At 59.9% G+C, this 19,624-nt stretch carries 23 protein-coding genes; 13 read left to right on the forward strand and 10 right to left on the reverse strand.

Features of this window, described 5'->3' with window-relative positions; genetic code table 11:
- Positions 1-42: 42 nt before the first annotated feature.
- The gene (locus ACMGF7_RS20810; protein ID WP_273890418.1) at positions 43-1,230 is read left to right on the forward strand and encodes a benzoate/H(+) symporter BenE family transporter; all 1,188 of its coding nucleotides are present in this window, start codon (positions 43-45) and stop codon (positions 1,228-1,230) included.
- Between the two features lie 100 nt (positions 1,231-1,330).
- On the forward strand, positions 1,331-1,834 hold the full coding sequence (locus tag ACMGF7_RS20815) for a cupin domain-containing protein (RefSeq protein ID WP_049240176.1): 504 nt from the start codon (positions 1,331-1,333) through the stop codon (positions 1,832-1,834).
- Here the strand turns inward: ACMGF7_RS20815 and ACMGF7_RS20820 are convergent.
- On the reverse strand, positions 1,799-2,644 hold the full coding sequence (locus tag ACMGF7_RS20820) for an aminoglycoside phosphotransferase family protein (RefSeq protein ID WP_370456260.1): 846 nt from the start codon (positions 2,642-2,644) through the stop codon (positions 1,799-1,801). The genes ACMGF7_RS20815 and ACMGF7_RS20820 overlap by 36 nt on opposite strands.
- Before the next feature lie 190 nt (positions 2,645-2,834).
- Between ACMGF7_RS20820 and ACMGF7_RS20825 the strand changes: the two genes are divergently transcribed.
- Positions 2,835-3,215: a RidA family protein gene (locus tag ACMGF7_RS20825; protein WP_028128181.1), complete on the forward strand. Its 381-nt coding sequence runs from the start codon at positions 2,835-2,837 to the stop codon at positions 3,213-3,215.
- A 7-nt stretch (positions 3,216-3,222) separates the two neighbouring features.
- On the opposite strand, the gene ACMGF7_RS20830 is transcribed toward ACMGF7_RS20825, so the two are convergent.
- Positions 3,223-3,603: a nuclear transport factor 2 family protein gene (locus ACMGF7_RS20830; RefSeq protein ID WP_015377744.1), complete on the reverse strand. Its 381-nt coding sequence runs from the start codon at positions 3,601-3,603 to the stop codon at positions 3,223-3,225.
- Between the two features lie 276 nt (positions 3,604-3,879).
- Between ACMGF7_RS20830 and ACMGF7_RS20835 the strand changes: the two genes are divergently transcribed.
- On the forward strand, positions 3,880-4,149 hold the full coding sequence (locus ACMGF7_RS20835; protein WP_004938382.1) for a hypothetical protein: 270 nt from the start codon (positions 3,880-3,882) through the stop codon (positions 4,147-4,149).
- Here the strand turns inward: ACMGF7_RS20835 and ACMGF7_RS20840 are convergent.
- Positions 4,146-4,538, reverse strand: a complete 393-nt coding sequence (locus ACMGF7_RS20840) for a nuclear transport factor 2 family protein (RefSeq protein WP_004938379.1) — start codon at positions 4,536-4,538, stop codon at positions 4,146-4,148. The genes ACMGF7_RS20835 and ACMGF7_RS20840 overlap by 4 nt on opposite strands.
- Before the next feature lie 201 nt (positions 4,539-4,739).
- On the opposite strand from ACMGF7_RS20840, the gene ACMGF7_RS20845 reads away from it, so the two are divergent.
- From ACMGF7_RS20845 to gstA, 4 genes are all read left to right on the forward strand, one after another.
- Positions 4,740-5,435: an HD domain-containing protein gene (locus ACMGF7_RS20845; protein WP_004938376.1), complete on the forward strand. Its 696-nt coding sequence runs from the start codon at positions 4,740-4,742 to the stop codon at positions 5,433-5,435.
- A 95-nt stretch (positions 5,436-5,530) separates the two neighbouring features.
- Positions 5,531-5,794: a DUF3811 domain-containing protein gene (locus tag ACMGF7_RS20850; protein WP_019455965.1), complete on the forward strand. Its 264-nt coding sequence runs from the start codon at positions 5,531-5,533 to the stop codon at positions 5,792-5,794.
- 356 nt (positions 5,795-6,150) lie between these two features.
- A complete protein-coding gene (gene dapA / locus ACMGF7_RS20855; protein ID WP_273890417.1) occupies positions 6,151-7,035 on the forward strand; it encodes a 4-hydroxy-tetrahydrodipicolinate synthase in 885 nt (294 codons plus the stop codon).
- A 92-nt stretch (positions 7,036-7,127) separates the two neighbouring features.
- Positions 7,128-7,733, forward strand: a complete 606-nt coding sequence (gstA, locus tag ACMGF7_RS20860) for a glutathione transferase GstA (RefSeq protein ID WP_004938367.1) — start codon at positions 7,128-7,130, stop codon at positions 7,731-7,733.
- Between the two features lie 39 nt (positions 7,734-7,772).
- Here gstA and pdxY read toward each other — a convergent pair whose 3' ends face one another.
- The 5 genes from pdxY to anmK all read right to left on the reverse strand — a co-directional run bounded on the left by pdxY (position 7,773) and on the right by anmK (position 12,343).
- Entirely contained in the window at positions 7,773-8,633 is an 861-nt protein-coding gene (gene pdxY, locus ACMGF7_RS20865) for a pyridoxal kinase PdxY (protein ID WP_197763763.1), read from the reverse strand.
- 84 nt (positions 8,634-8,717) lie between these two features.
- Positions 8,718-9,992, reverse strand: a complete 1,275-nt coding sequence (gene tyrS, locus ACMGF7_RS20870; protein WP_015377740.1) for a tyrosine--tRNA ligase — start codon at positions 9,990-9,992, stop codon at positions 8,718-8,720.
- 138 nt (positions 9,993-10,130) lie between these two features.
- Positions 10,131-10,784 carry a pyridoxamine 5'-phosphate oxidase gene (pdxH, locus tag ACMGF7_RS20875; protein WP_004931292.1) on the reverse strand — a complete coding sequence of 218 codons (654 nt, stop codon included), beginning with the start codon at positions 10,782-10,784 and terminating at the stop codon, positions 10,131-10,133.
- Positions 10,785-10,873: 89 nt separating this feature from the next.
- Positions 10,874-11,176, reverse strand: coding sequence for an MliC family protein (locus ACMGF7_RS20880; protein ID WP_004931294.1), 303 nt, complete (start codon positions 11,174-11,176; stop codon positions 10,874-10,876).
- A gap of 45 nt (positions 11,177-11,221) precedes the next feature.
- Positions 11,222-12,343: an anhydro-N-acetylmuramic acid kinase gene (anmK, locus tag ACMGF7_RS20885; RefSeq protein ID WP_033633173.1), complete on the reverse strand. Its 1,122-nt coding sequence runs from the start codon at positions 12,341-12,343 to the stop codon at positions 11,222-11,224.
- A gap of 359 nt (positions 12,344-12,702) precedes the next feature.
- Here anmK and ACMGF7_RS20890 point away from each other — a divergent pair, with 359 nt between their 5' ends.
- Positions 12,703-13,167 (forward strand): glycine zipper 2TM domain-containing protein, encoded by a 465-nt coding sequence (locus tag ACMGF7_RS20890; RefSeq protein WP_004931299.1) that lies wholly within the window; start codon positions 12,703-12,705, stop codon positions 13,165-13,167.
- A gap of 92 nt (positions 13,168-13,259) precedes the next feature.
- Here ACMGF7_RS20890 and slyA read toward each other — a convergent pair whose 3' ends face one another.
- Positions 13,260-13,691 (reverse strand): transcriptional regulator SlyA, encoded by a 432-nt coding sequence (gene slyA / locus ACMGF7_RS20895; RefSeq protein ID WP_004931301.1) that lies wholly within the window; start codon positions 13,689-13,691, stop codon positions 13,260-13,262.
- A gap of 180 nt (positions 13,692-13,871) precedes the next feature.
- Between slyA and ACMGF7_RS20900 the strand changes: the two genes are divergently transcribed.
- The 3 genes from ACMGF7_RS20900 to ACMGF7_RS20910 are packed head-to-tail and all read left to right on the forward strand — an operon-like array spanning position 13,872 to position 17,009.
- On the forward strand, positions 13,872-14,108 hold the full coding sequence (locus ACMGF7_RS20900; protein WP_004931303.1) for a DUF1656 domain-containing protein: 237 nt from the start codon (positions 13,872-13,874) through the stop codon (positions 14,106-14,108).
- Between the two features lie 3 nt (positions 14,109-14,111).
- A complete protein-coding gene (locus ACMGF7_RS20905; RefSeq protein WP_049240181.1) occupies positions 14,112-14,975 on the forward strand; it encodes an HlyD family secretion protein in 864 nt (287 codons plus the stop codon).
- A gap of 3 nt (positions 14,976-14,978) precedes the next feature.
- Positions 14,979-17,009, forward strand: coding sequence for an FUSC family protein (locus ACMGF7_RS20910; RefSeq protein WP_049240182.1), 2,031 nt, complete (start codon positions 14,979-14,981; stop codon positions 17,007-17,009).
- On the opposite strand, the gene sodC is transcribed toward ACMGF7_RS20910, so the two are convergent.
- The gene (sodC, locus tag ACMGF7_RS20915; protein ID WP_197763764.1) at positions 17,010-17,531 is read right to left on the reverse strand and encodes a superoxide dismutase family protein; all 522 of its coding nucleotides are present in this window, start codon (positions 17,529-17,531) and stop codon (positions 17,010-17,012) included.
- Between the two features lie 241 nt (positions 17,532-17,772).
- Between sodC and ACMGF7_RS20920 the strand changes: the two genes are divergently transcribed.
- Positions 17,773-19,617 (forward strand): polyurethanase, encoded by a 1,845-nt coding sequence (locus ACMGF7_RS20920; RefSeq protein ID WP_420286625.1) that lies wholly within the window; start codon positions 17,773-17,775, stop codon positions 19,615-19,617.
- The last annotated feature ends 7 nt before the right edge of the window (positions 19,618-19,624 follow it).

Raw genomic sequence — 19,624 nt, forward strand, 5'->3', positions numbered from 1 at the left:
TTGCCGTGCGTTATAACGCACAACCACCGATTGGAGCTGCTCATGCGCCCTGCCGTCACCCTGCGTCATCTGACCCTGCCCGCCATCATGGCCGGCTTTGTCGCCGTTCTGGTCGGTTACACCAGCTCTGCCGCCATCATTTTCCAGGCCGCCGCCGCCGCGGGCGCTACGCCGGCGCAGATCGGCGGCTGGCTGAGCACACTTGGGATCGCAATGGGCGTCACTTCCCTCGGGCTGTCGCTTTACTATCGCACCCCGATCCTCACCGCCTGGTCGACGCCCGGCGCGGCGCTGCTGGTCACCAGCCTGCCCGGCACGCCGATCAACGAGGCGATCGGGGTGTTTATCTTCGCATCGGGACTGATCCTGCTGTGCGGGGTCACCGGGCTGTTCGCTCGCCTGATGGATTATATTCCGCAGGCAATTTCCGCCGCGATGCTGGCGGGGATCCTGCTGCGTTTCGGGCTGGACGCCTTCACTTCGCTACAGCTCAATTTCCTCCTCAGCGCCGGTATGGGGCTGACCTATCTGCTCAGCCGCCGTTACCTGCCGCGCTACGCCATCGTATTGACGCTGGCGATTGGGCTGGCGATCGCCGCGCTGCAGGGCGATATCCAGCTGACGCAACAGACGCCGGCGTTCGCCGTGCCGGAATTTATCGCGCCGCATTTCAGCTGGCCGACGCTGCTCGGCATCGGCGTGCCTTTCTTCGTGGTGACCATGGCTTCACAGAACGCTCCCGGGATCGCTACGCTGCAGGCAGCGGGTTACCGTGTCCCCACCTCACCGCTGATCGCCTGGACGGCGCTGACCGCGCTGCTGCTGGCGCCATTCGGCGGTTTCTCGGTGTGCATCGCCGCCATTACCGCCGCCATTTGCATGGGGCCGGACGTGCATCCCGACCCGCAGCGGCGCTATATGGGCGCGGTGGCCGCCGGCGGCTTTTACCTGCTGGCCGGATTGTTCGGCGGCGCCATCGGCCTGCTGTTCAGCGCGTTGCCGGTCGCCTTGATCCACACCATCGCCGGGCTGGCGTTGCTCGGCACCATCGGCGGCAGCCTGCAACGCGCGCTGCATGATGAAAAACAGCGCGACGCGGCGCTGATCGCCTTCCTCATCACCGCCTCCGGCGTCACGCTGCTCGGCATCGGTTCGGCCTTCTGGGGCATTGTCGGCGGCGCCATCGCTCATCTGCTGCTGTCGCTGCCGCGGCGAACCTCCGAGGCGTAACGGGCGGTCCACATTGACAAGCGACGCCGTGGCGCCTTCACTTTCTCTGTCGTCTGACCGTCAATTCACCTAATAAGTGACGCCGTCACCAAGGAAGCTTATGACTGAGAAAGCCGCGCTGTTGGCTCAGCGCCTGATACGCAATGTCGAACAGGCAGAGATGAAACATGACCGGCGGCCGCCGTTGTATGACAGCGTCGGCGCCCGTCTCGGCACCGGCACCGCCGCCGACAAGCTGGGCGCCTCTTTCGATTGTGTGGCGCCGGGCATGCGTTCCTGCCCCTACCATTTTCACTACGCTCAGGAGGAAATGTTCATCATTCTGGAAGGCAGCGGTACGCTGCGGGTGGCAGGAGAAATGCTGCCGATCGTCAGCGGGGATGTCATTTTCATTCCGCCGGGCCCGGAATACCCGCACCAGATCATCAACACTTCCGATGCGCCGCTGAAGTACCTGTCCGTCAGCACGCGCGAACAGCCGGAGCTGGTGATGTACCCGGATTCCGGCAAATACCAGGCGATGGCGCGCAGCGCAGACGGCGAGCAGGTGCGCTACCTGCAGCGCCCTTCAACCTCGCTCGATTACTGGCAGGATGAACCCTGAATCGCCGTCCGGCAACGGGATATCCAACGCGCGCGCCGCCAGTTCGGCCACGCGAAAGTCAATGTCAGCCGCCTGCCCGTCTTCCATGAACCAGGCGGCGGAGAGCCCCGACCAGGCCAGGATCCATTGCAGCAAGCGCCGGCGATCCAACCCGGCCAACCGGCACACCTGTTCCACGCGGCGCTGGAAAATGGCCGGATCGGTGGCGATACCGTAGTTGGGATTGCAGAAGATATTGGCGTAATCGAAGCCCCGTTCACCGTACAAACGCTTGGGGTCGATCGCCAGCCAGCCGCGTTCGCCGAAGTCGAGCACATTGTCATGGTGGATATCGCCGTGCAGCACGCTTTCTTCTCGCGGGCTGCTGAGCAATTCCGCCGCCGTTGTGGCGCTGAGGCGCAGCATGCCGCCGTGCGCCTGCGCCGCCGGCCACAGCGAGCTGAACCACTCCTGCAGCGGGATCAATTCGGGCAGCGGTGCCTCTCGCGGCGCATGCAAGGCGGCGATCGCCCGGCACAGGATCTGCGTGGCCTGCTCATCGTCGCCATCACGCACCAGCTGCGCCAACGAACCTTCGCCCTGCGCGCGCTCCAGCAGAATGCCGTCGTCGTGCCACGCCAGCACCAGCGCGGCGCCTTCCCCGCGCCACCAGCACATCAGCCGGCCACCGAAGCGCTCCTCCTGCTCGCGGGCGATCTTCAGCATGGCGGCCTCGCCCCGGTAACGCACCGGCATCAGCAGACTGCTGTGGGTTTCGAAGGCTTTGCCATCCTGTTCCAGTTGCCAGCGTTGCAGGTAGGGAGTAAAAATCGGGTTCATCGTCTCATGCGTCCTTGTGGCCGAGCTGCGCCGCACTGTCACATTCGGGTGAAGACGACGTATAAAATAAAGAGGGATGATACTCTCAAATATCATCGGTGCGCGGCGCCTGGCCGCCGTTTCTTCAGTATCCTAACCAAGTTTGTCGATTTTATTAACCGGTCTTGCGCGGGGTTTGACCATGACATCATTAAAACGCACGAATTATCCGCAGTTGCCGACGCCGGGCGGCCCCTATGTGCATGCGGTGCGCCACGGCGATCGCTTATACGTTTCCGGATTGACGGCCTTCGCCACCGACGCTCAGGGATTGAGCGCGCCGGAGCAAACGCAGGAGATCCTCGAACAGCTGGCCACCATTGCCGCCAGCGAAGGCGTCAACCTCAAGGCATTGATTAAAATCAGCGTGTTCCTGACCGACATCGCCGATCTGGCGGGCGTGCGCCCGGTGCTGTTTGACTATTTCGATGGCGCGCTGCCGGCCTGTTCACTGATGGCGGTCAGCGCGTTGTTCTCACCCGCGGTGTGTGTGGAAATAGAGGCGGTGATGGCGTTGCAGTAATGCGCGGCTAGAGCGCGCCCTCATCCGGCACGCAGGGGCCGATCTTGAACCAGGCTTTGGCGATCCGCCCCTGTTCCACTTCATAGATGGCGATGACATCCATTTTGCCGCGCCCCTGCGGGAAATTGCGCGTCACCACTTCCTGATCGACCACCATATTGCCTACCGCCATGCGTTTTATCCGTTCGCCATACAGACTCGGCTCCTGGAAACGCACCAGATGCCGTTCACGGATCGCCGCCTTGCCGCTGGCCAGCAGCGTGTCTGGATGCTCGTAATACTGGGCGTCGTCCGCCCAGCAGGCCATAAAGGCCTCGATGTCGCGGGCGTTATAGGCGTCAAGCTGTTGTTGAACCACATCCTGCGGGCGTGCCGTTTTATCGTTCATCACATCCTCCTGCCGAAGTTAACCGCCGCATGCGTCGAACCCATCACGTTAACCGCCCAGTGCTGCAGCTTGATGACACGGCGAATTATGAATAAAAACCCAAAAATAACGAATAAATAACCTATCACGCCCAATGAACAATTCAAGCGCCCACGCATAAATTTTCTGCGCCGCGCCAGGGGCGGTGAAAACCGCATGACGCCGCGCGTTAATCTTTGCGACGGTGAGGGAAATTCTGCTAATTTAGCGTGAACAGCCTGACGATAACGAAACGCTATGCAGCAAAAACCGGTGTTGGACGAAGCCAGACAGTTAAAACGACTCAACGCCGCCACGCGGCGCCAATCCCATATGTACAAATGGATCGCGCTGATTGCGGCGCTGGATGCGCTGTTGGTGTTTTGGTATGACCGGGATATGCGCAACGTCACCTTCTCGGGAGCGGTTGCGCTGGTGTGCGGCTATTTGTGGATCCGCGATCGCAACAAGGCCCGGGGTTACCGGCGCGAGTTTGACCGCAAATTCGGCAAGCGCAGCGGCGATTAAGGCTGCATCGCCTCCAGCACTTTAGCACTGTCGACGATCTGCACGAACTTCACGATTTTGCCGGCGCGCAGCGTATAAATATGCGCAAAAGAGGCGCTGAAGGATTTGCCGGTGGCCCGGTAGGTGCCGTGATAAAAACCCTGAGCGATCACGTTGTCGCCGGCGTCGTAAAAGTGATCGACGTCGGCGCGGTAACCTTGCCATTCGCTGCCCAGGCGCTGATGCACGTTCTTGATGATGTTCTCCGGGCCGATATAGGTACCGGCGTAAGGGAAACCGGCGGCTTCGGTCCACTCGGCATCGGGGGCCAGCGCCGCCAGCAGATTGCGGCCGTTTTCTTCGGAGCTGCCTTCATAGGTTGCGCGCACTATTTCAAGAGGGGTTGGCATGTCTCTTCTCCCATGGCTGATGAGGATATTCCGGCCATCCCCGCGGACACAGGCTCTCACCAAGCGGAGACGGCGGAATTCGGCTATTCTAGGTTGCTTGTTTCGCTGCAAAAACCGCAGTTATGACAATAGTGGGTTGCACTTTAGTAAACAATAGCCGTTTTACTGTCATCCTCCCGGCATCCGGCACGGCTATGCTGATTGACCGATTTCCCCCAACAGGAGCTGAACGTGTCTTTACCCTCGCTGACGCAAGAGCTGTTACAACCTTTCTCCCCTTACCAGGCGCTGGCACAAACGTTGCTGCCGCTCACCCTCGAGTCGGACGACGGTTCGCATGACGTCGCGCACCTGCACCGGGTCTGGAAGAACTGCCGTCGGATCAGCAAGCTGGAAGGCGGCGACCGGCGCATTCTCTGCGCGGCGGTGCTGCTGCACGACGCCGTCGCGGTGGAAAAGAATTCGCCGCAGCGCCATCTGGCCTCGCGCATGGCGGCGGAGCAAGCCACGCTGACGCTGGCCCGGCTGGAATGGGCGCCGGCGGACATCGCGGCGGTGGCTCACGCCATTGAAGCGCACAGTTTTTCCGCCGGCATCCCGCCACAAACGCTGGAGGCGAAGATCCTGCAGGATGCCGATCGCCTCGACGCTATCGGCCTTATCGGCGTGGCGCGCTGCTTCTATATCGGCGGCCGCATGCGCAGCGCGCTGTATGACGCCGCCGATCCGCGGGCTGAACATCGCCAATACGACGACAAGCGTTTCTGCCTCGACCACTTCGAAACCAAACTGTTCAAGCTGCAAGACGGCTTCCAGACCGCTGCCGGGCGGCAGATGGCCGAACAGCGCACCGAACGCATGCGGCGCTTTGTCGACGATCTGCTGGAAGAGGTGTAATGCCGGCCTACGGGGCATTTTCGTTATGCCCATAACATTTTCGGTCATATAACGCCGCTAAACTGTAAGTCAACTTCACCGAACGGGCGGCACAGATGAAAAAGTTGACGTTGAAAGAGATGACGGAAAGCGAACAGCGGGAAGTGAAAACCGAATTGGACAAGGCGCGTAAAAGCCATGGCAGGCCGCTGACCAACGCCGAACAACACAAGGTCAAGGATGAGGCGGTAGCGCGCATCATGGCCGCCAGAGCGAAACTCGCCAAGGCGGAGCGTGCAGAACGCAAAGCCAACCGCTACCGGCCAAGTGGCGACACTTTCAGTTGGTCTGCCACCATCGGCTCCCGCCCGCCGCGCTGAGCCAACCCTCCCCGCCGCGGCGGGGATTTTTATTTATTAGCCAAACTCATCCTCACCGGCGAATCATGAATAACAATGTTATCAATCTGTTGTAAATTGACAGCCTGATGAAGAATATTCATTATCACCCCACTTCCCCTTTTCGCGAGACTGCCATGGCCTACCCACGCAACGCTGATATTCTGATGACGCCTGCGTTGCCCCTTGGCGGTTTGGCGGCGGTTACATCGAAGAAACAGACGCTCATTTGACCGGGGCGCGCTGTCCCGTCAGATGAGCTGACTGGATGGCACGCAACGCCCCGCCTTCAATTTTCTCATCTGGCTTCTCTGTCGGTCACACAGAAGGAATATTTTATGGCCTCATTTTCGGGTATTTGGGTGGCGATGGTTACCCCTTTCAATCACAATGCCGTCGACCTGCCGGCGGTGCAACGCCTGGCGCGGCACCTGCTCGACGCCGGCATCGATGGTCTGGTGGTCTGCGGCTCCACCGGTGAAGCCGCCGCGCTGAGCAAAGAAGAACAGCTGGCGGTGCTCGACGCCGTATTGGAAGTGGCGCCTGCACGCCAGGTGGTGATGGGCCTTTCCGGCAATAACATGGCCGCCACGCTGCAAATGCAGCAGGCCATTCAGCTGCGCGACATCGCCGGCGTGCTGATCCCGGCGCCTTACTACATCCGCCCTTCGCAATGCGGCCTGATCGACTATTTTACCCAGTTGGCCGACGCCTCCACCGTGCCGGTGATCCTGTACAACATTCCGCAGCGCACCGGCATCGCCATGGAGCTGGCCACGCTGCGCTGGCTCGCACGCCATCCGCGCATCACCGCCATCAAGGACTGCGGCGGCAACCCTGACACCACCATGGCGCTGATCGCCGATGGCGAAATCGATGTGATGACCGGGGAAGACAATCTGATCCTCACCACGCTGTGCCTCGGCGGCACCGGCGCCATCTCCGCCGCCGCGCATGTTCACCCGGAACGTTTCGTCCAGCTGGTGCAGCAGGTCGCCGCCGGCGATCTGGCTGCGGCGCGCAGCAACTTCTACGAGCTGCTGCCGATGATCCACCAGATGTTCAGCTTCCCGAATCCGGCGCCGGTCAAGACGGTGCTGGCCCAGCAGGGGCTGATCGCCAACGAGTTGCGTTCGCCGATGCAGGTGGCGCCGCCGGCGCTGCAGCAGCAGATCGCCGCGACGCTGGCGCAGCTGCAGCCCGCCGAGGCGATCGTCGGTTAAATTTGTTAGCTAAGCCGCTGTAATTTTGGTGCTATGGGACTACGATGAGAGGTTAAGCATGCCCGTCATTCGTCATCAACAAGGAGCTTCCGATGAAACTGTTCTATAAAGCCGGCGCCTGTTCGCTGTCCCCGCATATCGTGCTGCGTGAGGCAGGGCTGGATTTTACGGCGGAGAAGGTCGATCTGGCGCAGAAGAAAACCGAGAGCGGCGCCGATTACCTCGCCATCAACCCCAAGGGACAGGTCCCGGCGCTGCTGCTGGATGACGGCAGCCTGCTGACCGAAGGCGTGGCGATCGTGCAATACCTGGCGGACCGTGTGCCGGATCGCAACCTAATCCCGGCGGCGGGCACTCTGTCGCGCTACCACGCGATCGAATGGCTAAACTACATTGCCACCGAGCTGCACAAAGGATTCAGCCCGCTGTTCAACCCGAAAACGCCCGAGGAATACAAAACCATCGCGCGCGCCAGGCTGGAGCAACAGTTCAGCTATCTGGATTCGGTGCTGGCGAAGCAGCACTTCCTGTTGGGAAACCGTTTCAGCGTGGCCGACGCCTATCTGTTCACCGTGTTGCGTTGGGCGTTCGCCCTGCAGTTCGACGTGCGCAAACACGCCCATCTGGCGGCCTGGTTCGATCGCGTTGCAGCGCGCCCGGCGGTGGATGCGGCGCTGAACGCCGAAGGATTGAAGTAAACATTCGGCCCCGGTGGCTATCGCCGGGGCCCGTTGCACTTACAGTTTTACCGCTTTGAACTCGCTGCGCGGTTGCACGATCCGATCCTGCGCCGCCACTACCTGCAGTTCGTACTCGCCCATCGCCTGCGTGGTCAGCATCACCTCATACACGGCGGCGGTCACGTGCTCCAGCGCTTTATCCAGCGCCTCACCCTTCAGCAGATCCACCAGCAGCAGACCACTGGTCAAATCGCCGACGCCGACCGGTTGACGCGCGCCGAAGTCCACCAGCGGCCGGCTGATGTGCCAAGCCTCGTCCGCCGTCACCAGCAGCATTTCAAAACAGTCGGCGTGATAGCCGGCCCGGGCCAGATGCTTGACCAGCACCAGCCGCGGCCCTTTGGCGATCAGCGCGCGGGCGGCCTGCACCGCATCGGCCACGTTGGTGACGGCCATCTGGCTCAGCATCTCCAACTCCAGCAGGTTCGGCGCCATCATGTCGCTGCACGGCAACGCCTGGCGGCAGTGAAACTCGGCCACGCCCGGCGCCACGATGCAGCCTTTTTCCGGATGTCCCATCACCGGATCGCAGAAATACCAGGCATTCGGGTTCGCCTGCTTAACCTGGCGCACGATCGCCAGAATATGGTCGCCCTGCTCCGGCGAACCGATATAGCCACTCAACACCGCATCACAGCGCTTCAGTTGATCGATATTGGCGATGCCCTGCGCGATCTCGGTCAGGTGATTGGCCGGCATGACGCAGCCGGTCCACTGGCCGTATTGCGTATGGTTGGAGAACTGTACCGTGTTCAGCGGCCAGACGTTGACGCCCATGCGGCGCATCGGAAATTCAGCCGCACTGTTGCCGGCGTGACCAAACACCACGTGCGACTGGATAGAAAGAATGTTTTTCATCGACAGAACTCGTTCGGAATACGGCAGCCGGGCGGCTGCGCAAAAATAAAGGGGCCGCCAGGGCCCCTTACCGTTATTATTCGCTTACTGCCAATCCACCAGGCAGTAGTGTTTCTTACCGCGGCGCAGCAGCGTGTAACGGCCGAACAGACGGTCCGCGTCGCTGAAACGGTATTCGGCATCCGATTGTTTCTCGCCGTTGATGGTCACCGCGTTGGAGCCGATCATGGTGCGCGCCTGGCCGCGTGACGGCACCAGCTCGGCATTCACCAGCGCCTGCTGCAGATCGGCATCGCGATCCAGTTTAATCGTCGGCATGCCGTCCTGCGCCAACTGGGCGAAGTCCGCTTCGGTCATGTCGTGCAGCGCACCAGAGAACAGGCTCTGCGTGATACGCTTGGCGGCCGCCAGGCCTTCCGCACCGTGCACCATGCCGGTCACTTCTTCCGCCAGCACGTACTGGGCGCGCGGCGCCTTGCCGCTGTTTTTGTCTTCTTCTTCCAGCGCGTTGATATCTTCCAGGCTCATGAAGGTGAAGAATTTCAGGAAGCGGTAAACGTCGGCGTCGGCGGTGTTGATCCAGAACTGGTAGAACTTGTACGGGCTGGTTTTTTCCGGCGCCAGCCAGACCGCGCCGCCCTCGGTTTTACCGAACTTGGTGCCGTCGGCTTTGGTGATCAACGGCACGGTCAGGCCGAACACCTGCTTCTGATGCTGACGACGCGTCAGATCGATACCCGAGGTGATGTTGCCCCACTGATCGGAACCGCCGATCTGCAGCTCCACCTGGTGGCGGTTGTACAGTTCGGAGAAATCGAAGCCCTGCAGCAGGTTGTAGGAGAACTCGGTGAAGGAGATGCCGGAGTCGTCGCGATTCAGGCGCTGCTTGACCGCTTCCTTGTTGATCATCTGGTTGACGGAGAAGTGCTTGCCGATGTCACGCAGGAAGGTCAACACGTTCATGCCGCCGAACCAGTCGTAGTTGTTGGCCGCGATAGCGCTGTTGCTGCCGCAGTCGAAATCGAGGAACGGGGAAACCTGTTTGCGGATCTTCTCCACCCACTCGTTCACCGTATCGGTGGTGTTCAGCTTGCGCTCCGCCGCTTTGAAGCTCGGATCGCCGATGAGGCCGGTGGCGCCGCCCACCAGCGCTACCGGTTTGTGGCCGGCCAGCTGGAAGCGCTTCAGGCACAACAGAGGAACCAGATGGCCCAAATGCAAGCTGTCAGCGGTCGGATCGAAACCGCAATACAGTGCAATTGGCCCTTGCGCCAGTCGCTCCGCTAACGCTTCCTCATCCGTAACCTGGGCAACGAGGCCCCGCTCTTGCAGTTGTTTAATCAAGTTGCTGCTTGCCATCAATGACTCCATGTATAAACGAATGCACCTTTGCCGGTACACGGCCTTTCGCCCAGTGGCGAAATAAAAATTCAGGGTAACGCATAGAATAAAGCGCCGGCGGCATCAGCACCAGCGCTTAGAGAGGATTTTCCGCCTTCAGGGTGCCAGTCGGTCAATTTTCCAGTCATTCCCATCCCGCTGATACAGGAAACGGTCATGCAAGCGATGGGCGCCACCCTGCCAGAACTCGACGGAGTCGAATTTCACGCGGAATCCGCCCCAGAAACTCGGCAACGGCACCTCGCCCTGCTGGAACTTCTGCTTCAACTCGAGGAATTTGCTCTCCAGCACGCCGCGCGCGGAAATGCGCGACGATTGCTGCGAGACCCAGGCGCCGATCTGGCTGTCCTTCGGCCGGCTGTTGAAATATTTCAGCACGTCGAGCGTCGACAGACGCTCCGCCTGACCGAGGAAAATCACCTGGCGATCGAGCATGTGCCAGGGAAACAGCAGGCTGATATGCGGGTTGTGCGCCAGCTGTTGCGCCTTGCGGCTGCCGAGGTTGGTATAGAACACCAGCCCCTGCTCATCGAAATGCTTCAGCAGCACGATGCGTTGATAAGGCTGGCCGTGTTCGTCGACGGTCGCGACGCACATGGCGGTAGGATCCGCCAGGCGCGCGTCGCAGGCCTGTTTCAACCAACGCTCGAACAGTTCGAGCGGGCTGGCGGTCAGATCGTTGCGGCGCAGGCCGCCCCGGGTGTATTCACGGCGCAGGTCCGCAACATCAAACTCATTCTTTTCAATCATCTGGGTTATCGACCAACTGAAAAAATCCGTCGTTACATTCTGCGCCTGCGGCGTCAGGAACTCAATCGCTCCGACGCCGCCGTCAACCCTCACTCCGTCAACACGCAGTCGCTCATGACTACCTTGCCGTTGCGCTCAAGATAGGCGTTACGGTCTTTCGACCAAAAAGTGTATTTGCCGTCGCTGTATTTGGCGCCGGTCAGCGCCAGCACCTGCTTAAGATGCAGCTGCTCGCCATCCATCAGCAGGCTGACTTCACTCGCCTTGCCGTCGAGCGCCACCGTCAACGGCGTGGTGCCGCACTGGTAGTGCATCGTCTGGCTGCTCTGCGGCAGGATGTAGCTACAGCCGGACAGCGCCAGCGCGCCGGCGACGAAAATGACTTTTTTCATGCTGTTGCTCCTTAGAAAAATCCTTCACAGGCTATCCTAACAGAGCTAACGGCCCCCCAATGGCAAAACCGGATAAATCCCACCCAGCACCGTTTCACGGCTGGCGCCGGTTACCGAAGGCAGGTTGCCGGCCTGGCCGGACAGCGTACGGAAGGCCAGCCAGGCAAAGGCCAACGCCTCCATGTCGTCACCGCTGACGCCGAAATCGTCGGTCAGCCCAACTTCCGTGCCCGGCAGCAGCGCCGACAAACGCGCCATCAGCAGCGTGTTGCGCGCCCCGCCGCCGCACACCAACAGACGCTCGCACCCGCCGGCCAGCTGCACCTGTTCGCTGATGCTGACGGCGGTCAGTTCCGTGAGCGTGGCCTGAACGTCGACCGGCGCCATCGCCGGCAATCCGGCCAGCTGCCGCTCCAGCCAAGCGATATTGAAATACTCGCGGCCGGTGCTTTTCGGCGCCGGCTGCGCGAAGTACGGATCCGCCAGCATCTGCTGCAACAACGGCAAGCAGACCCGCCCCTGCATCGCCCAGCCGCCGTCCTGATCGTAAGGCTGCGCGCGGTGGCGCCACACCCAGGCGTCCATCAGCATGTTGCCCGGCCCGGTATCGAAACCGCGCACCGCCGTACCGGGCAACAGCAGAGAAAGGTTGGCGATGCCGCCGACGTTTAGCACCATGCGCCGCTCGACGGGATGCCCCAGCAGCGCCTGATGAAACGCCGGCACCAGCGGGGCGCCCTGCCCGCCATACGCCATGTCGCGCCGGCGGAAATCGCCGACGGTGGTGATATTGGTCAGCGCCGCGATGCGGTTGTTATCGCCGAGCTGCATCGAGAAACGCGCGTCGCCTTCCGGCTCGTGCCACACCGTCTGGCCGTGGCAACCGATGGCGGTGACCTGCTCCGCGTCGATGCCGGTTTGCTTCAGCAGGCCGAGCACCGCCTCGCCGAACAGCGTACCCAACTGCGCATCCAGCCGGCCGACGGCGGCCAACGTAGTTTGCTGCCCCTGGCACATCCCCAGGATCTCTTTTTTCAACGCCATCGGCATCGGATGGCTATAGCTGGCCTGCTGCGCCACCATGCGATCGTCGATCGCGGCCAATACCACATCGATTCCGTCCAGACTGGTGCCGGACATGACGCCTATATAGCGGCCTGACTTCATAGCAACATCCTCTAACCCGCGCGGTAAGCAAAATTTATCCTGACAAATAAACCAGAATTGCCGAATTAACGCCATGAATTATGATGATTTTTTTACGCACCGTGAGCCAGATGCCCTCTGGCGCCGCTGTGGCACGGGCTATGTGTTAAACCGTGCCATAACAGGCGACGGAATGTCGCCAAGGCTGTCATAAAGGTAAACCGCGGTTTATTATTGGTTGAACAGAGAAAAGTTAAGCTGCATGCAGCGATGAAGCATGGCGGTGTGTCAACTTTCAGCCATACTTTGTCTATCATTTTCACTGAATCTTGCCTGGTGAACATTGCCAGGCTATGGACTACTACCATCAGGAGTTTTATATGATCAAGCGTCTTCTCGTCGTCGCCGTCGCCGCCGTTACGCTAGCCGGCTGTGCCAATGAATCCATGTCCGGCGATGTCTACTCGTCCTCGCAGGCCAAGCAGGTACAGACCGTCACCTACGGGACGCTGGTTTCCGTGCGTCCGGTTAAAATTCAGGGCGGCGAAGGCTCCAACGCCATGGGGATGATCGGCGGCGCGGTGATTGGCGGGCTGTTGGGCAACACCGTTGGCGGCGGCACCGGTCGTACGCTGGCTACCGCGGCGGGCGCTATTGCCGGCGGTGCGGCAGGTAACAGCATCGGTGAAGTGGCCGGTCGGACCTCCGGCTACGAGCTGGAAATCAAGACCGACCAGAAAGAGAACATCGTGGTGGTACAGAAAGCGGGCGACAGCAAGTTCAGCCCTGGCCAGCGTGTGCGTATGGCGCGCATGGGCGACACCATCACCGTTTCCCCGCTGTAAGTCAGTCGGCGACAAACGGCAAACCGGAGGCAATCGCCTCCGGTTTTATTTCTGATGCTGTGAAACTGTAATCGTAGAAAATAAGAATATTATTATTTGTTCTGCAGTTCGGTGATATTTTGTTCTAACTTGCCAATCAGCCCTACCAACAGATGCACTTCGTCGGCGGTAATGCCGCTTAAAATCTCACTGCGTGTAGACGTGATCACACTGTCCACTTCCCTGATGATCGGATCGGCCGCTTCGGTCAGCTTGATGCGCTTCGCGCGGCGATCGTTGGCACAGGTGTGACGCGTGATCAGCCCTTTCTCCTCCAATTGGTCCAGCGTGCGAACCAGTGACGGTTGCTCGATACCGATCGCCTTGGCCAACTGGATTTGCGACTGCTCCGGCGGCAAACGATTGATATTGTGCAAAGTGACCCAGTGCGTTTGGGTCAGCTCCAACGGCTTGAGCCGATGATCAATGAGCGCGCGCCAAACACGAACTAATCGTGCTAAATCTGAACCTAATGTTGACTCCACTTCCCCCTCCTTATAATTAGCATGCTAACATTACCTCCCAGAGTTTAGACTATTTTGGGTAACTCACATTAAAAACACAAATGTATATAATGTATATTGTGGAAATAGCCACTCTTTTTAGCCGCTATTGTTTAATCGTTATGCAAATATTCAACATATTCACCCTTAGGGATTGTTAATGTGAATACATCATGGTTACACACCTCATCCCCCTTACCCGATTTGGTCCTGGGGGCATCGCTTTATTTTCCACCTATATTTAAAGCTTTTTTACTAGGACTGGTCTTATGGTTGCTGATTCATCAGCTGCTGAGAGACTGGATGTATTCCGGTGAAATCTGGCATCCCATGTTGATGGATCTGTCCATTTTCGTTCTGACCGTCAGCGGTTCCTTATGGATTTTAGCGAGTTGGTAACCCATGCAGCATAAAACATTAAAATACTTTTCTACGGTGCTCGTCTGCGCCATTGCCGTCTGCGCCGGCTGGTGGCTTTGGAATTATTATATGCAATCCCCATGGACCCGTGATGGAAAAGTGCGCGCCGAACTCGTCAATATCACCCCTGAAGTTTCTGGAAGATTAGAGAAAATAAGTGCGAATGACAATCAGTTCGTACCTGCGGGAAGTCTGATTTTTACCCTCGACCCGGTGCCCTACCAGATTGCGCTGGACAATGCCGAGGCCGCTGTGGCGAAAGCGCAATCCGATCTGGCCAAAGCGGACCACGAGGCAGCCCGCCGCCGCGGGTTGCCGCGTAACGTTATTTCCGCTGAAGACTTGGACGAGTCCAATTTAGCCGCTCAGGCAATGAAGGCCGCCTATAAAGCCGCCCAGGCCAACCTGGAACAGGCCAAATGGAATTTGAGCAAAACTAAAATTTACGCGCCGACCGACGGTTATATCACCAATCTGCAGGCGCGGGTCGGGAACTACGCCAACGCCGGCACGCCTTTGGTCGCGCTGGTGGATGTCCATTCGTTTTATGTACTCGGTTATTTCGAAGAAACCAAGCTGAAACATATAAAAGAAGGCAATAAAGCGGACATCGTTTTATATAACGGCAACACGCCGCTGCAGGGGGAAGTAGAGAGTATCGGACGCGCCATTTACGATCAGAGCGTCGACAGCAGCAACGATCTATTAATGGACGTTAAGCCTAATGTGCCTTGGGTGCGTTTGGCCCAGCGCGTGCCGGTGCGGATAAAATTGCTCAACGTGCCCGCCGATTTGACGCTGGTTGCCGGCACCACCTGCACCATTTCGATTCATCAGCGGAACTAAAGTGTGAACCTGCCCTTTCTGGAGTGGAGCCGTACCCCCTGGGGTAAGGCGACCGGCGGCCAATGGCGCTATGCGCTGCGCAACTCGCTGGCGATGTGTCTGGCGCTGTGGGTCGCGTTCGTGCTCGAACTCGACGAACCCTATTGGGCGCTTACCTCCGCCGCGGTGGTGAGCTTCCCCACCATCGGCGGCGTGATCAGCAAAAGCATCGGCCGCATCTTCGGCAGCCTGGTGGGCGCCGCCGCATCGGTGGCGATCGCCGGCCACTGCCTGAACGATCCCTGGCTGTTTACGCTGTTCATCGCCGCCTGGATCGGGCTGTGCACTTACGTCTCCAACCATTACCAAAACAACGTCTCTTATGCCTTCGCGCTGGCGGGCTATACCGCCGCCATCATCGCCTTCGGCACGGTCAACGTCACCGATACCCAGCAGATCTTCGACATCGCCCAGGCGCGAGTTTGCGAAGTGATCACCGGCATTCTGTGCGGCGGGTTGATGATGATGATCCTGCCCAGCACCTCCGACGGCGAAGCCCTGATGACCTCGCTGCGGCGCATGCAACTGCGCCTGCTGGAGCACGCCGCCATGCTGTGGCAGCCGGAGGTCACCGCGCAGATGCGCACCTCGCACGAAGGGGTCATCGGCCAGATCCTGACCATGAACCTGCTGCGCATTCAGGCATTCTGGAGCCACTACCGGCTGCGGCGGCAAAATAACCTGCTCAACTATCTGCTGCACCAGCAGCTGCGCATTACCAGCGTCATCTCCAGCCTGCGCCGCATGCTGCTGAACTGGCCGGATCGCCCCGTCAATCTGATGCCGGTGCTGACGCAACTGCTGGACGAGCTGCGCGATCCCGCCACCGATAAATATCGCTTGGCGCGCCTGCTCCAGCAGATCGCGCCGCACGATCCCGCGGACTATCGCCATCGCGCCTTCTGGCTGCGGTTGCGCGATTTCTGTTGGCTTTACCTGCGTTGCAACCGCTGGCTGCGGCGGTTGGAAAGCGCCACGGCGGTCAGCGATCTCCAACCGCCGCGCGCCACTTCGCTGGCGCGCCATACCGACAGCTATGAAGCCGCCTACAACGGCCTGCGCACCTTTTTGTGCATCGTGATCGGCTGCGCCTACTGGATCAACACGCAATGGGACGCCGGCAGCGCGGCGCTGACGCTCACCGCCATCAGCTGCGTGCTCTACTCCTCCACGCCTTCGCCGATCAACAGCGTCAGCACCTTGCTCAAGGCGGTGCTGCTGCTCTCGGTCGCCTGCTTCGTAGTGAAATTCGGTTTGATGATCCAGATTGACGATTTCTGGGTGTTCTGCGCCTTCCTGTTCCCGATCCTGGTGACCATGCAGATGCTCAAGCTGCAGAACCCGCCTTATGCCGCGCTTTGGGGGCAGCTGATCGTCTTTATGGGCTCGTTTCTGACCGTCAGCAATCCGCCGAGCTATGACTACCAGTCCTTTATCAATGACAACATCGCTAAAGTCGTCGGCGTGCTGCTGGCCGGGCTGGCGTTTCAGATCCTGCGCCCCAGCTCGGACAAACGCAAAAGCCGCCGCATTATCCGCGCGCTGCGGCGCGACTTTATCGATCAGTTGAGCAAACGGCCGCAGCAGAGCGAAAGCCAGTTCGAATCGCTGATCTACCATCGCATCAGCCAGCTCAATCAAAGTCAGGATCAGGAGTCGCGCACCTGGTTGCTGCGCTGGGGCGTGGTGCTGCTCAACTGCAGCCATATCGTCTGGCAGCTGCGCGACTGGCAAACCCGCTCAGATCCGCTGTCGGCGGTGCGCAACGTCTGTATCCACTGCCTGCGCGGCATCATGACGGAGAAAGGCGTGCAGCACAGCTCGCTGGACGCCACGCTGCAGGAATTGCTGCGCATGAGCAACGCGCTGGCGCACCACCCGGAACAGGCGGCGCGCGATCTGGCCGGCCTGATTTGGCGGCTCTACTGCTCGCTGCAGCAATTGCAACAGGCCATTGGCCAGCCCGCCGCCACTGCGGCCGTTAGCGGCGGGTGATCACTTGATCACGCCGCAGGCAAAGCGTTCGCCGCCGCCGCCGAGCGGCAGCGGATGATCCGAGTGATTATCGCCGCCGGCGTGCACCATCAGCGCCTTGCCCTCAATTTCGCTGATTTTTTTCAGCCGCGGCGCCAACACCGGATCGTTCGCCATGCCGTCGGCGGTCACATAGATGGCCGGCAAATCGCCCAGATGCCCGTCGGCATAGGGTCCGAGGTGTTTCCCGGTTTTTTGCGGATCAAAATGCCCGCCAGCCGCCAGCGCCGCCACCGCCTTGCCGTCCTTCATGCCCGGCTCGCAGCTGCCTTTCTCATGCACATGGAAACCGTGCACCCCGGCCGGCAAGACTTTCAGGCTCGGCGTGAACAGTAAGCCGTAAGGCGTTTCGCTGATGGCCACTTTGCCGATATCCTGACCGATACCCTGCCCGGTCACCAAATTCATCTCAACGTCGACCGTCGCCGCCTGAGCGGCCCCGCAGGCCATCAGGCCAAGCGCCGCATACCAATAACGTTTCATCAATCAGTCTCCTTAATGACTATATCGAGTTATCAGTATAGGAGAGCCAACGCCAGCACTGTTAACCAACGCACAATCTCGCCAATTTGATTCGCGGGCCTAATATTTAGCACCAATAATAATTCTACCGATGTTGGTCCTCTGACCAGCTGTCGTTCGGCTAACGTTGTTTCCCTGTTTCCACCGCCGACGCGCGAGAGTTCACTTCCCGGCCAGGCGGCATACTTCATAAGGAACTGATATGGGCATCTTTAGCTATAAGGATCTGGACGAAAACGCGTCAAAGGCGCTGTTTTCCGACGCCTTGGCCATCTCTACCTACGCTTACCACAATATCGATAACGGCTTCGATGAAGGCTATCACCAGACCGGTTTCGGGCTCGGTCTGCCGCTGACGCTGATCACGGCGCTCATCGGCAGCACCCAGTCGCAGGGCGGCCTGCCCGGCCTTCCCTGGAACCCCGACTCCGAACAGGCCGCGCAGGAAGCGGTAAACAATGCCGGCTGGTCGGTGATCAGCGCCGCGCAGCTGGGTTACGCCGGCAAAACCGATGCGCGCGGCACCTACTACGGCGAGACCGCCGGTTACACCACCGCGCAGGCCGAGGTGCTGGGCAAATATGACAGCGAAGGCAATCTCACCGCCATTGGCATCTCATTTCGCGGCACCAGCGGCCCGCGCGAGTCGTTGATCGGCGATACCATCGGCGATGTGATTAACGATCTGCTGGCCGGGTTCGGGCCGAAAGGTTACGCCGACGGCTATACGCTGAAGGCGTTCGGCAACTTGCTGGGCGACGTGGCGAAATTCGCGCAGGCCCACGGGCTGAGCGGCGAGGACGTGGTGGTCAGCGGCCACAGCCTCGGCGGGCTGGCGGTCAACAGCATGGAGGCGCAGAGCGACGCCAACTGGGGCGGCTTCTACGCGCAGTCCAACTATGTCGCCTTCGCCTCGCCGACCCAGTACGAAACCGGCGGCAAGGTGATCAACATCGGCTATGAGAACGATCCGGTGTTTCGCGCGCTCGACGGCACCACGCTGACCGGGGCGTCGTTAGGCGTGCACGATGCGCCGCATACCTCCGCTACCAACAATATCGTCAACTTCAACGACCACTACGCGTCGGACGCCTGGAATCTGTTGCCGTTCTCCATTCTCAACATTCCGACCTGGCTATCCCACCTGCCGTTCTTCTATCAGGACGGCCTGATGCGGGTGCTGAACTCCGAGTTTTATTCGCTGACCGACAAAGACTCGACCATCATCGTCTCCAACCTGTCGAACGTGACGCGCGGCAGTACCTGGGTGGAAGATCTGAACCGCAACGCGGAAACGCACAGCGGGCCGACGTTTATCATCGGCAGCGACGGCAATGATTTGATCAAGGGCGGTAAAGGCAACGATTATCTCGAGGGCCGCGACGGCGACGATATCTTCCGCGACGCCGGCGGCTATAACCTGATCGCCGGCGGCAAAGGCCACAATATCTTCGATACCCAGCAGGCGTTGAAGAATACCGAGGTCGCCTACGACGGCAACACGCTTTACCTGCGCGACGCCAAGGGCGGCATTACGCTGGCGGACGACATCAGCACCCTGCGCAGCAAAGAAACCTCCTGGCTTATCTTCAACAAAGAAGTGGATCATCAGGTAACCGCCGCCGGATTGAAATCGGACTCAGGCCTCAAAGCCTATGCCGCCGCCGCCACCGGCGGTGACGGCGATGACGTCCTGCAGGCTCGCAGCCACGACGCCTGGCTGTTCGGCAACGCCGGCAACGACACGCTGATCGGCCACGCCGGCGGCAACCTGACCTTCGTCGGCGGCAGCGGCGATGACATCCTGAAGGGCGTCGGCAACGGCAACACCTTCCTGTTCAGCGGCGATTTCGGCCGCGACCAGCTGTATGGCTTCAACGCCAGCGATAAACTGGTATTTATCGGCACCGAAGGCGCCAGCGGCAATATCCGCGACTACGCCACGCAGCAAAACGACGATCTGGTGCTGGCCTTCGGCCACAGCCAGGTCACTCTGATCGGCGTCTCGCTCGATCATTTCAACCCCGATCAGGTGGTGTTGGCCTAAAGATCGG

Source organism: Serratia sp. BNK-17, from assembly GCF_048684935.1.
GTDB classification, from domain to species: Bacteria; Pseudomonadota; Gammaproteobacteria; order Enterobacterales; family Enterobacteriaceae; genus Serratia; species Serratia nematodiphila.

What these genes read in the sequence shown, in the direction of transcription:
- ACMGF7_RS20810 (WP_273890418.1), top strand. Translation starts at nt 43, where the DNA reads ATGCGCCCTGCCGTCACCCTGCGTCATCTGACCCTGCCCGCCATCATG.
- sodC (WP_197763764.1), bottom strand. Translation starts at nt 17,531, where the DNA reads ATGAAACGTTATTGGTATGCGGCGCTTGGCCTGATGGCCTGCGGGGCC.
- ACMGF7_RS20815 (WP_049240176.1), top strand. Translation starts at nt 1,331, where the DNA reads ATGACTGAGAAAGCCGCGCTGTTGGCTCAGCGCCTGATACGCAATGTC.
- ACMGF7_RS20835 (WP_004938382.1), top strand. Translation starts at nt 3,880, where the DNA reads ATGCAGCAAAAACCGGTGTTGGACGAAGCCAGACAGTTAAAACGACTC.
- pdxH (WP_004931292.1), bottom strand. Translation starts at nt 10,784, where the DNA reads ATGATTGAAAAGAATGAGTTTGATGTTGCGGACCTGCGCCGTGAATAC.
- ACMGF7_RS20825 (WP_028128181.1), top strand. Translation starts at nt 2,835, where the DNA reads ATGACATCATTAAAACGCACGAATTATCCGCAGTTGCCGACGCCGGGC.
- ACMGF7_RS20890 (WP_004931299.1), top strand. Translation starts at nt 12,703, where the DNA reads ATGATCAAGCGTCTTCTCGTCGTCGCCGTCGCCGCCGTTACGCTAGCC.
- ACMGF7_RS20905 (WP_049240181.1), top strand. Translation starts at nt 14,112, where the DNA reads ATGCAGCATAAAACATTAAAATACTTTTCTACGGTGCTCGTCTGCGCC.
- tyrS (WP_015377740.1), bottom strand. Translation starts at nt 9,992, where the DNA reads ATGGCAAGCAGCAACTTGATTAAACAACTGCAAGAGCGGGGCCTCGTT.
- anmK (WP_033633173.1), bottom strand. Translation starts at nt 12,343, where the DNA reads ATGAAGTCAGGCCGCTATATAGGCGTCATGTCCGGCACCAGTCTGGAC.
- gstA (WP_004938367.1), top strand. Translation starts at nt 7,128, where the DNA reads ATGAAACTGTTCTATAAAGCCGGCGCCTGTTCGCTGTCCCCGCATATC.
- ACMGF7_RS20850 (WP_019455965.1), top strand. Translation starts at nt 5,531, where the DNA reads ATGAAAAAGTTGACGTTGAAAGAGATGACGGAAAGCGAACAGCGGGAA.
- ACMGF7_RS20920 (WP_420286625.1), top strand. Translation starts at nt 17,773, where the DNA reads ATGGGCATCTTTAGCTATAAGGATCTGGACGAAAACGCGTCAAAGGCG.
- ACMGF7_RS20880 (WP_004931294.1), bottom strand. Translation starts at nt 11,176, where the DNA reads ATGAAAAAAGTCATTTTCGTCGCCGGCGCGCTGGCGCTGTCCGGCTGT.
- dapA (WP_273890417.1), top strand. Translation starts at nt 6,151, where the DNA reads ATGGCCTCATTTTCGGGTATTTGGGTGGCGATGGTTACCCCTTTCAAT.
- pdxY (WP_197763763.1), bottom strand. Translation starts at nt 8,633, where the DNA reads ATGAAAAACATTCTTTCTATCCAGTCGCACGTGGTGTTTGGTCACGCC.
- ACMGF7_RS20830 (WP_015377744.1), bottom strand. Translation starts at nt 3,603, where the DNA reads ATGAACGATAAAACGGCACGCCCGCAGGATGTGGTTCAACAACAGCTT.
- ACMGF7_RS20840 (WP_004938379.1), bottom strand. Translation starts at nt 4,538, where the DNA reads ATGCCAACCCCTCTTGAAATAGTGCGCGCAACCTATGAAGGCAGCTCC.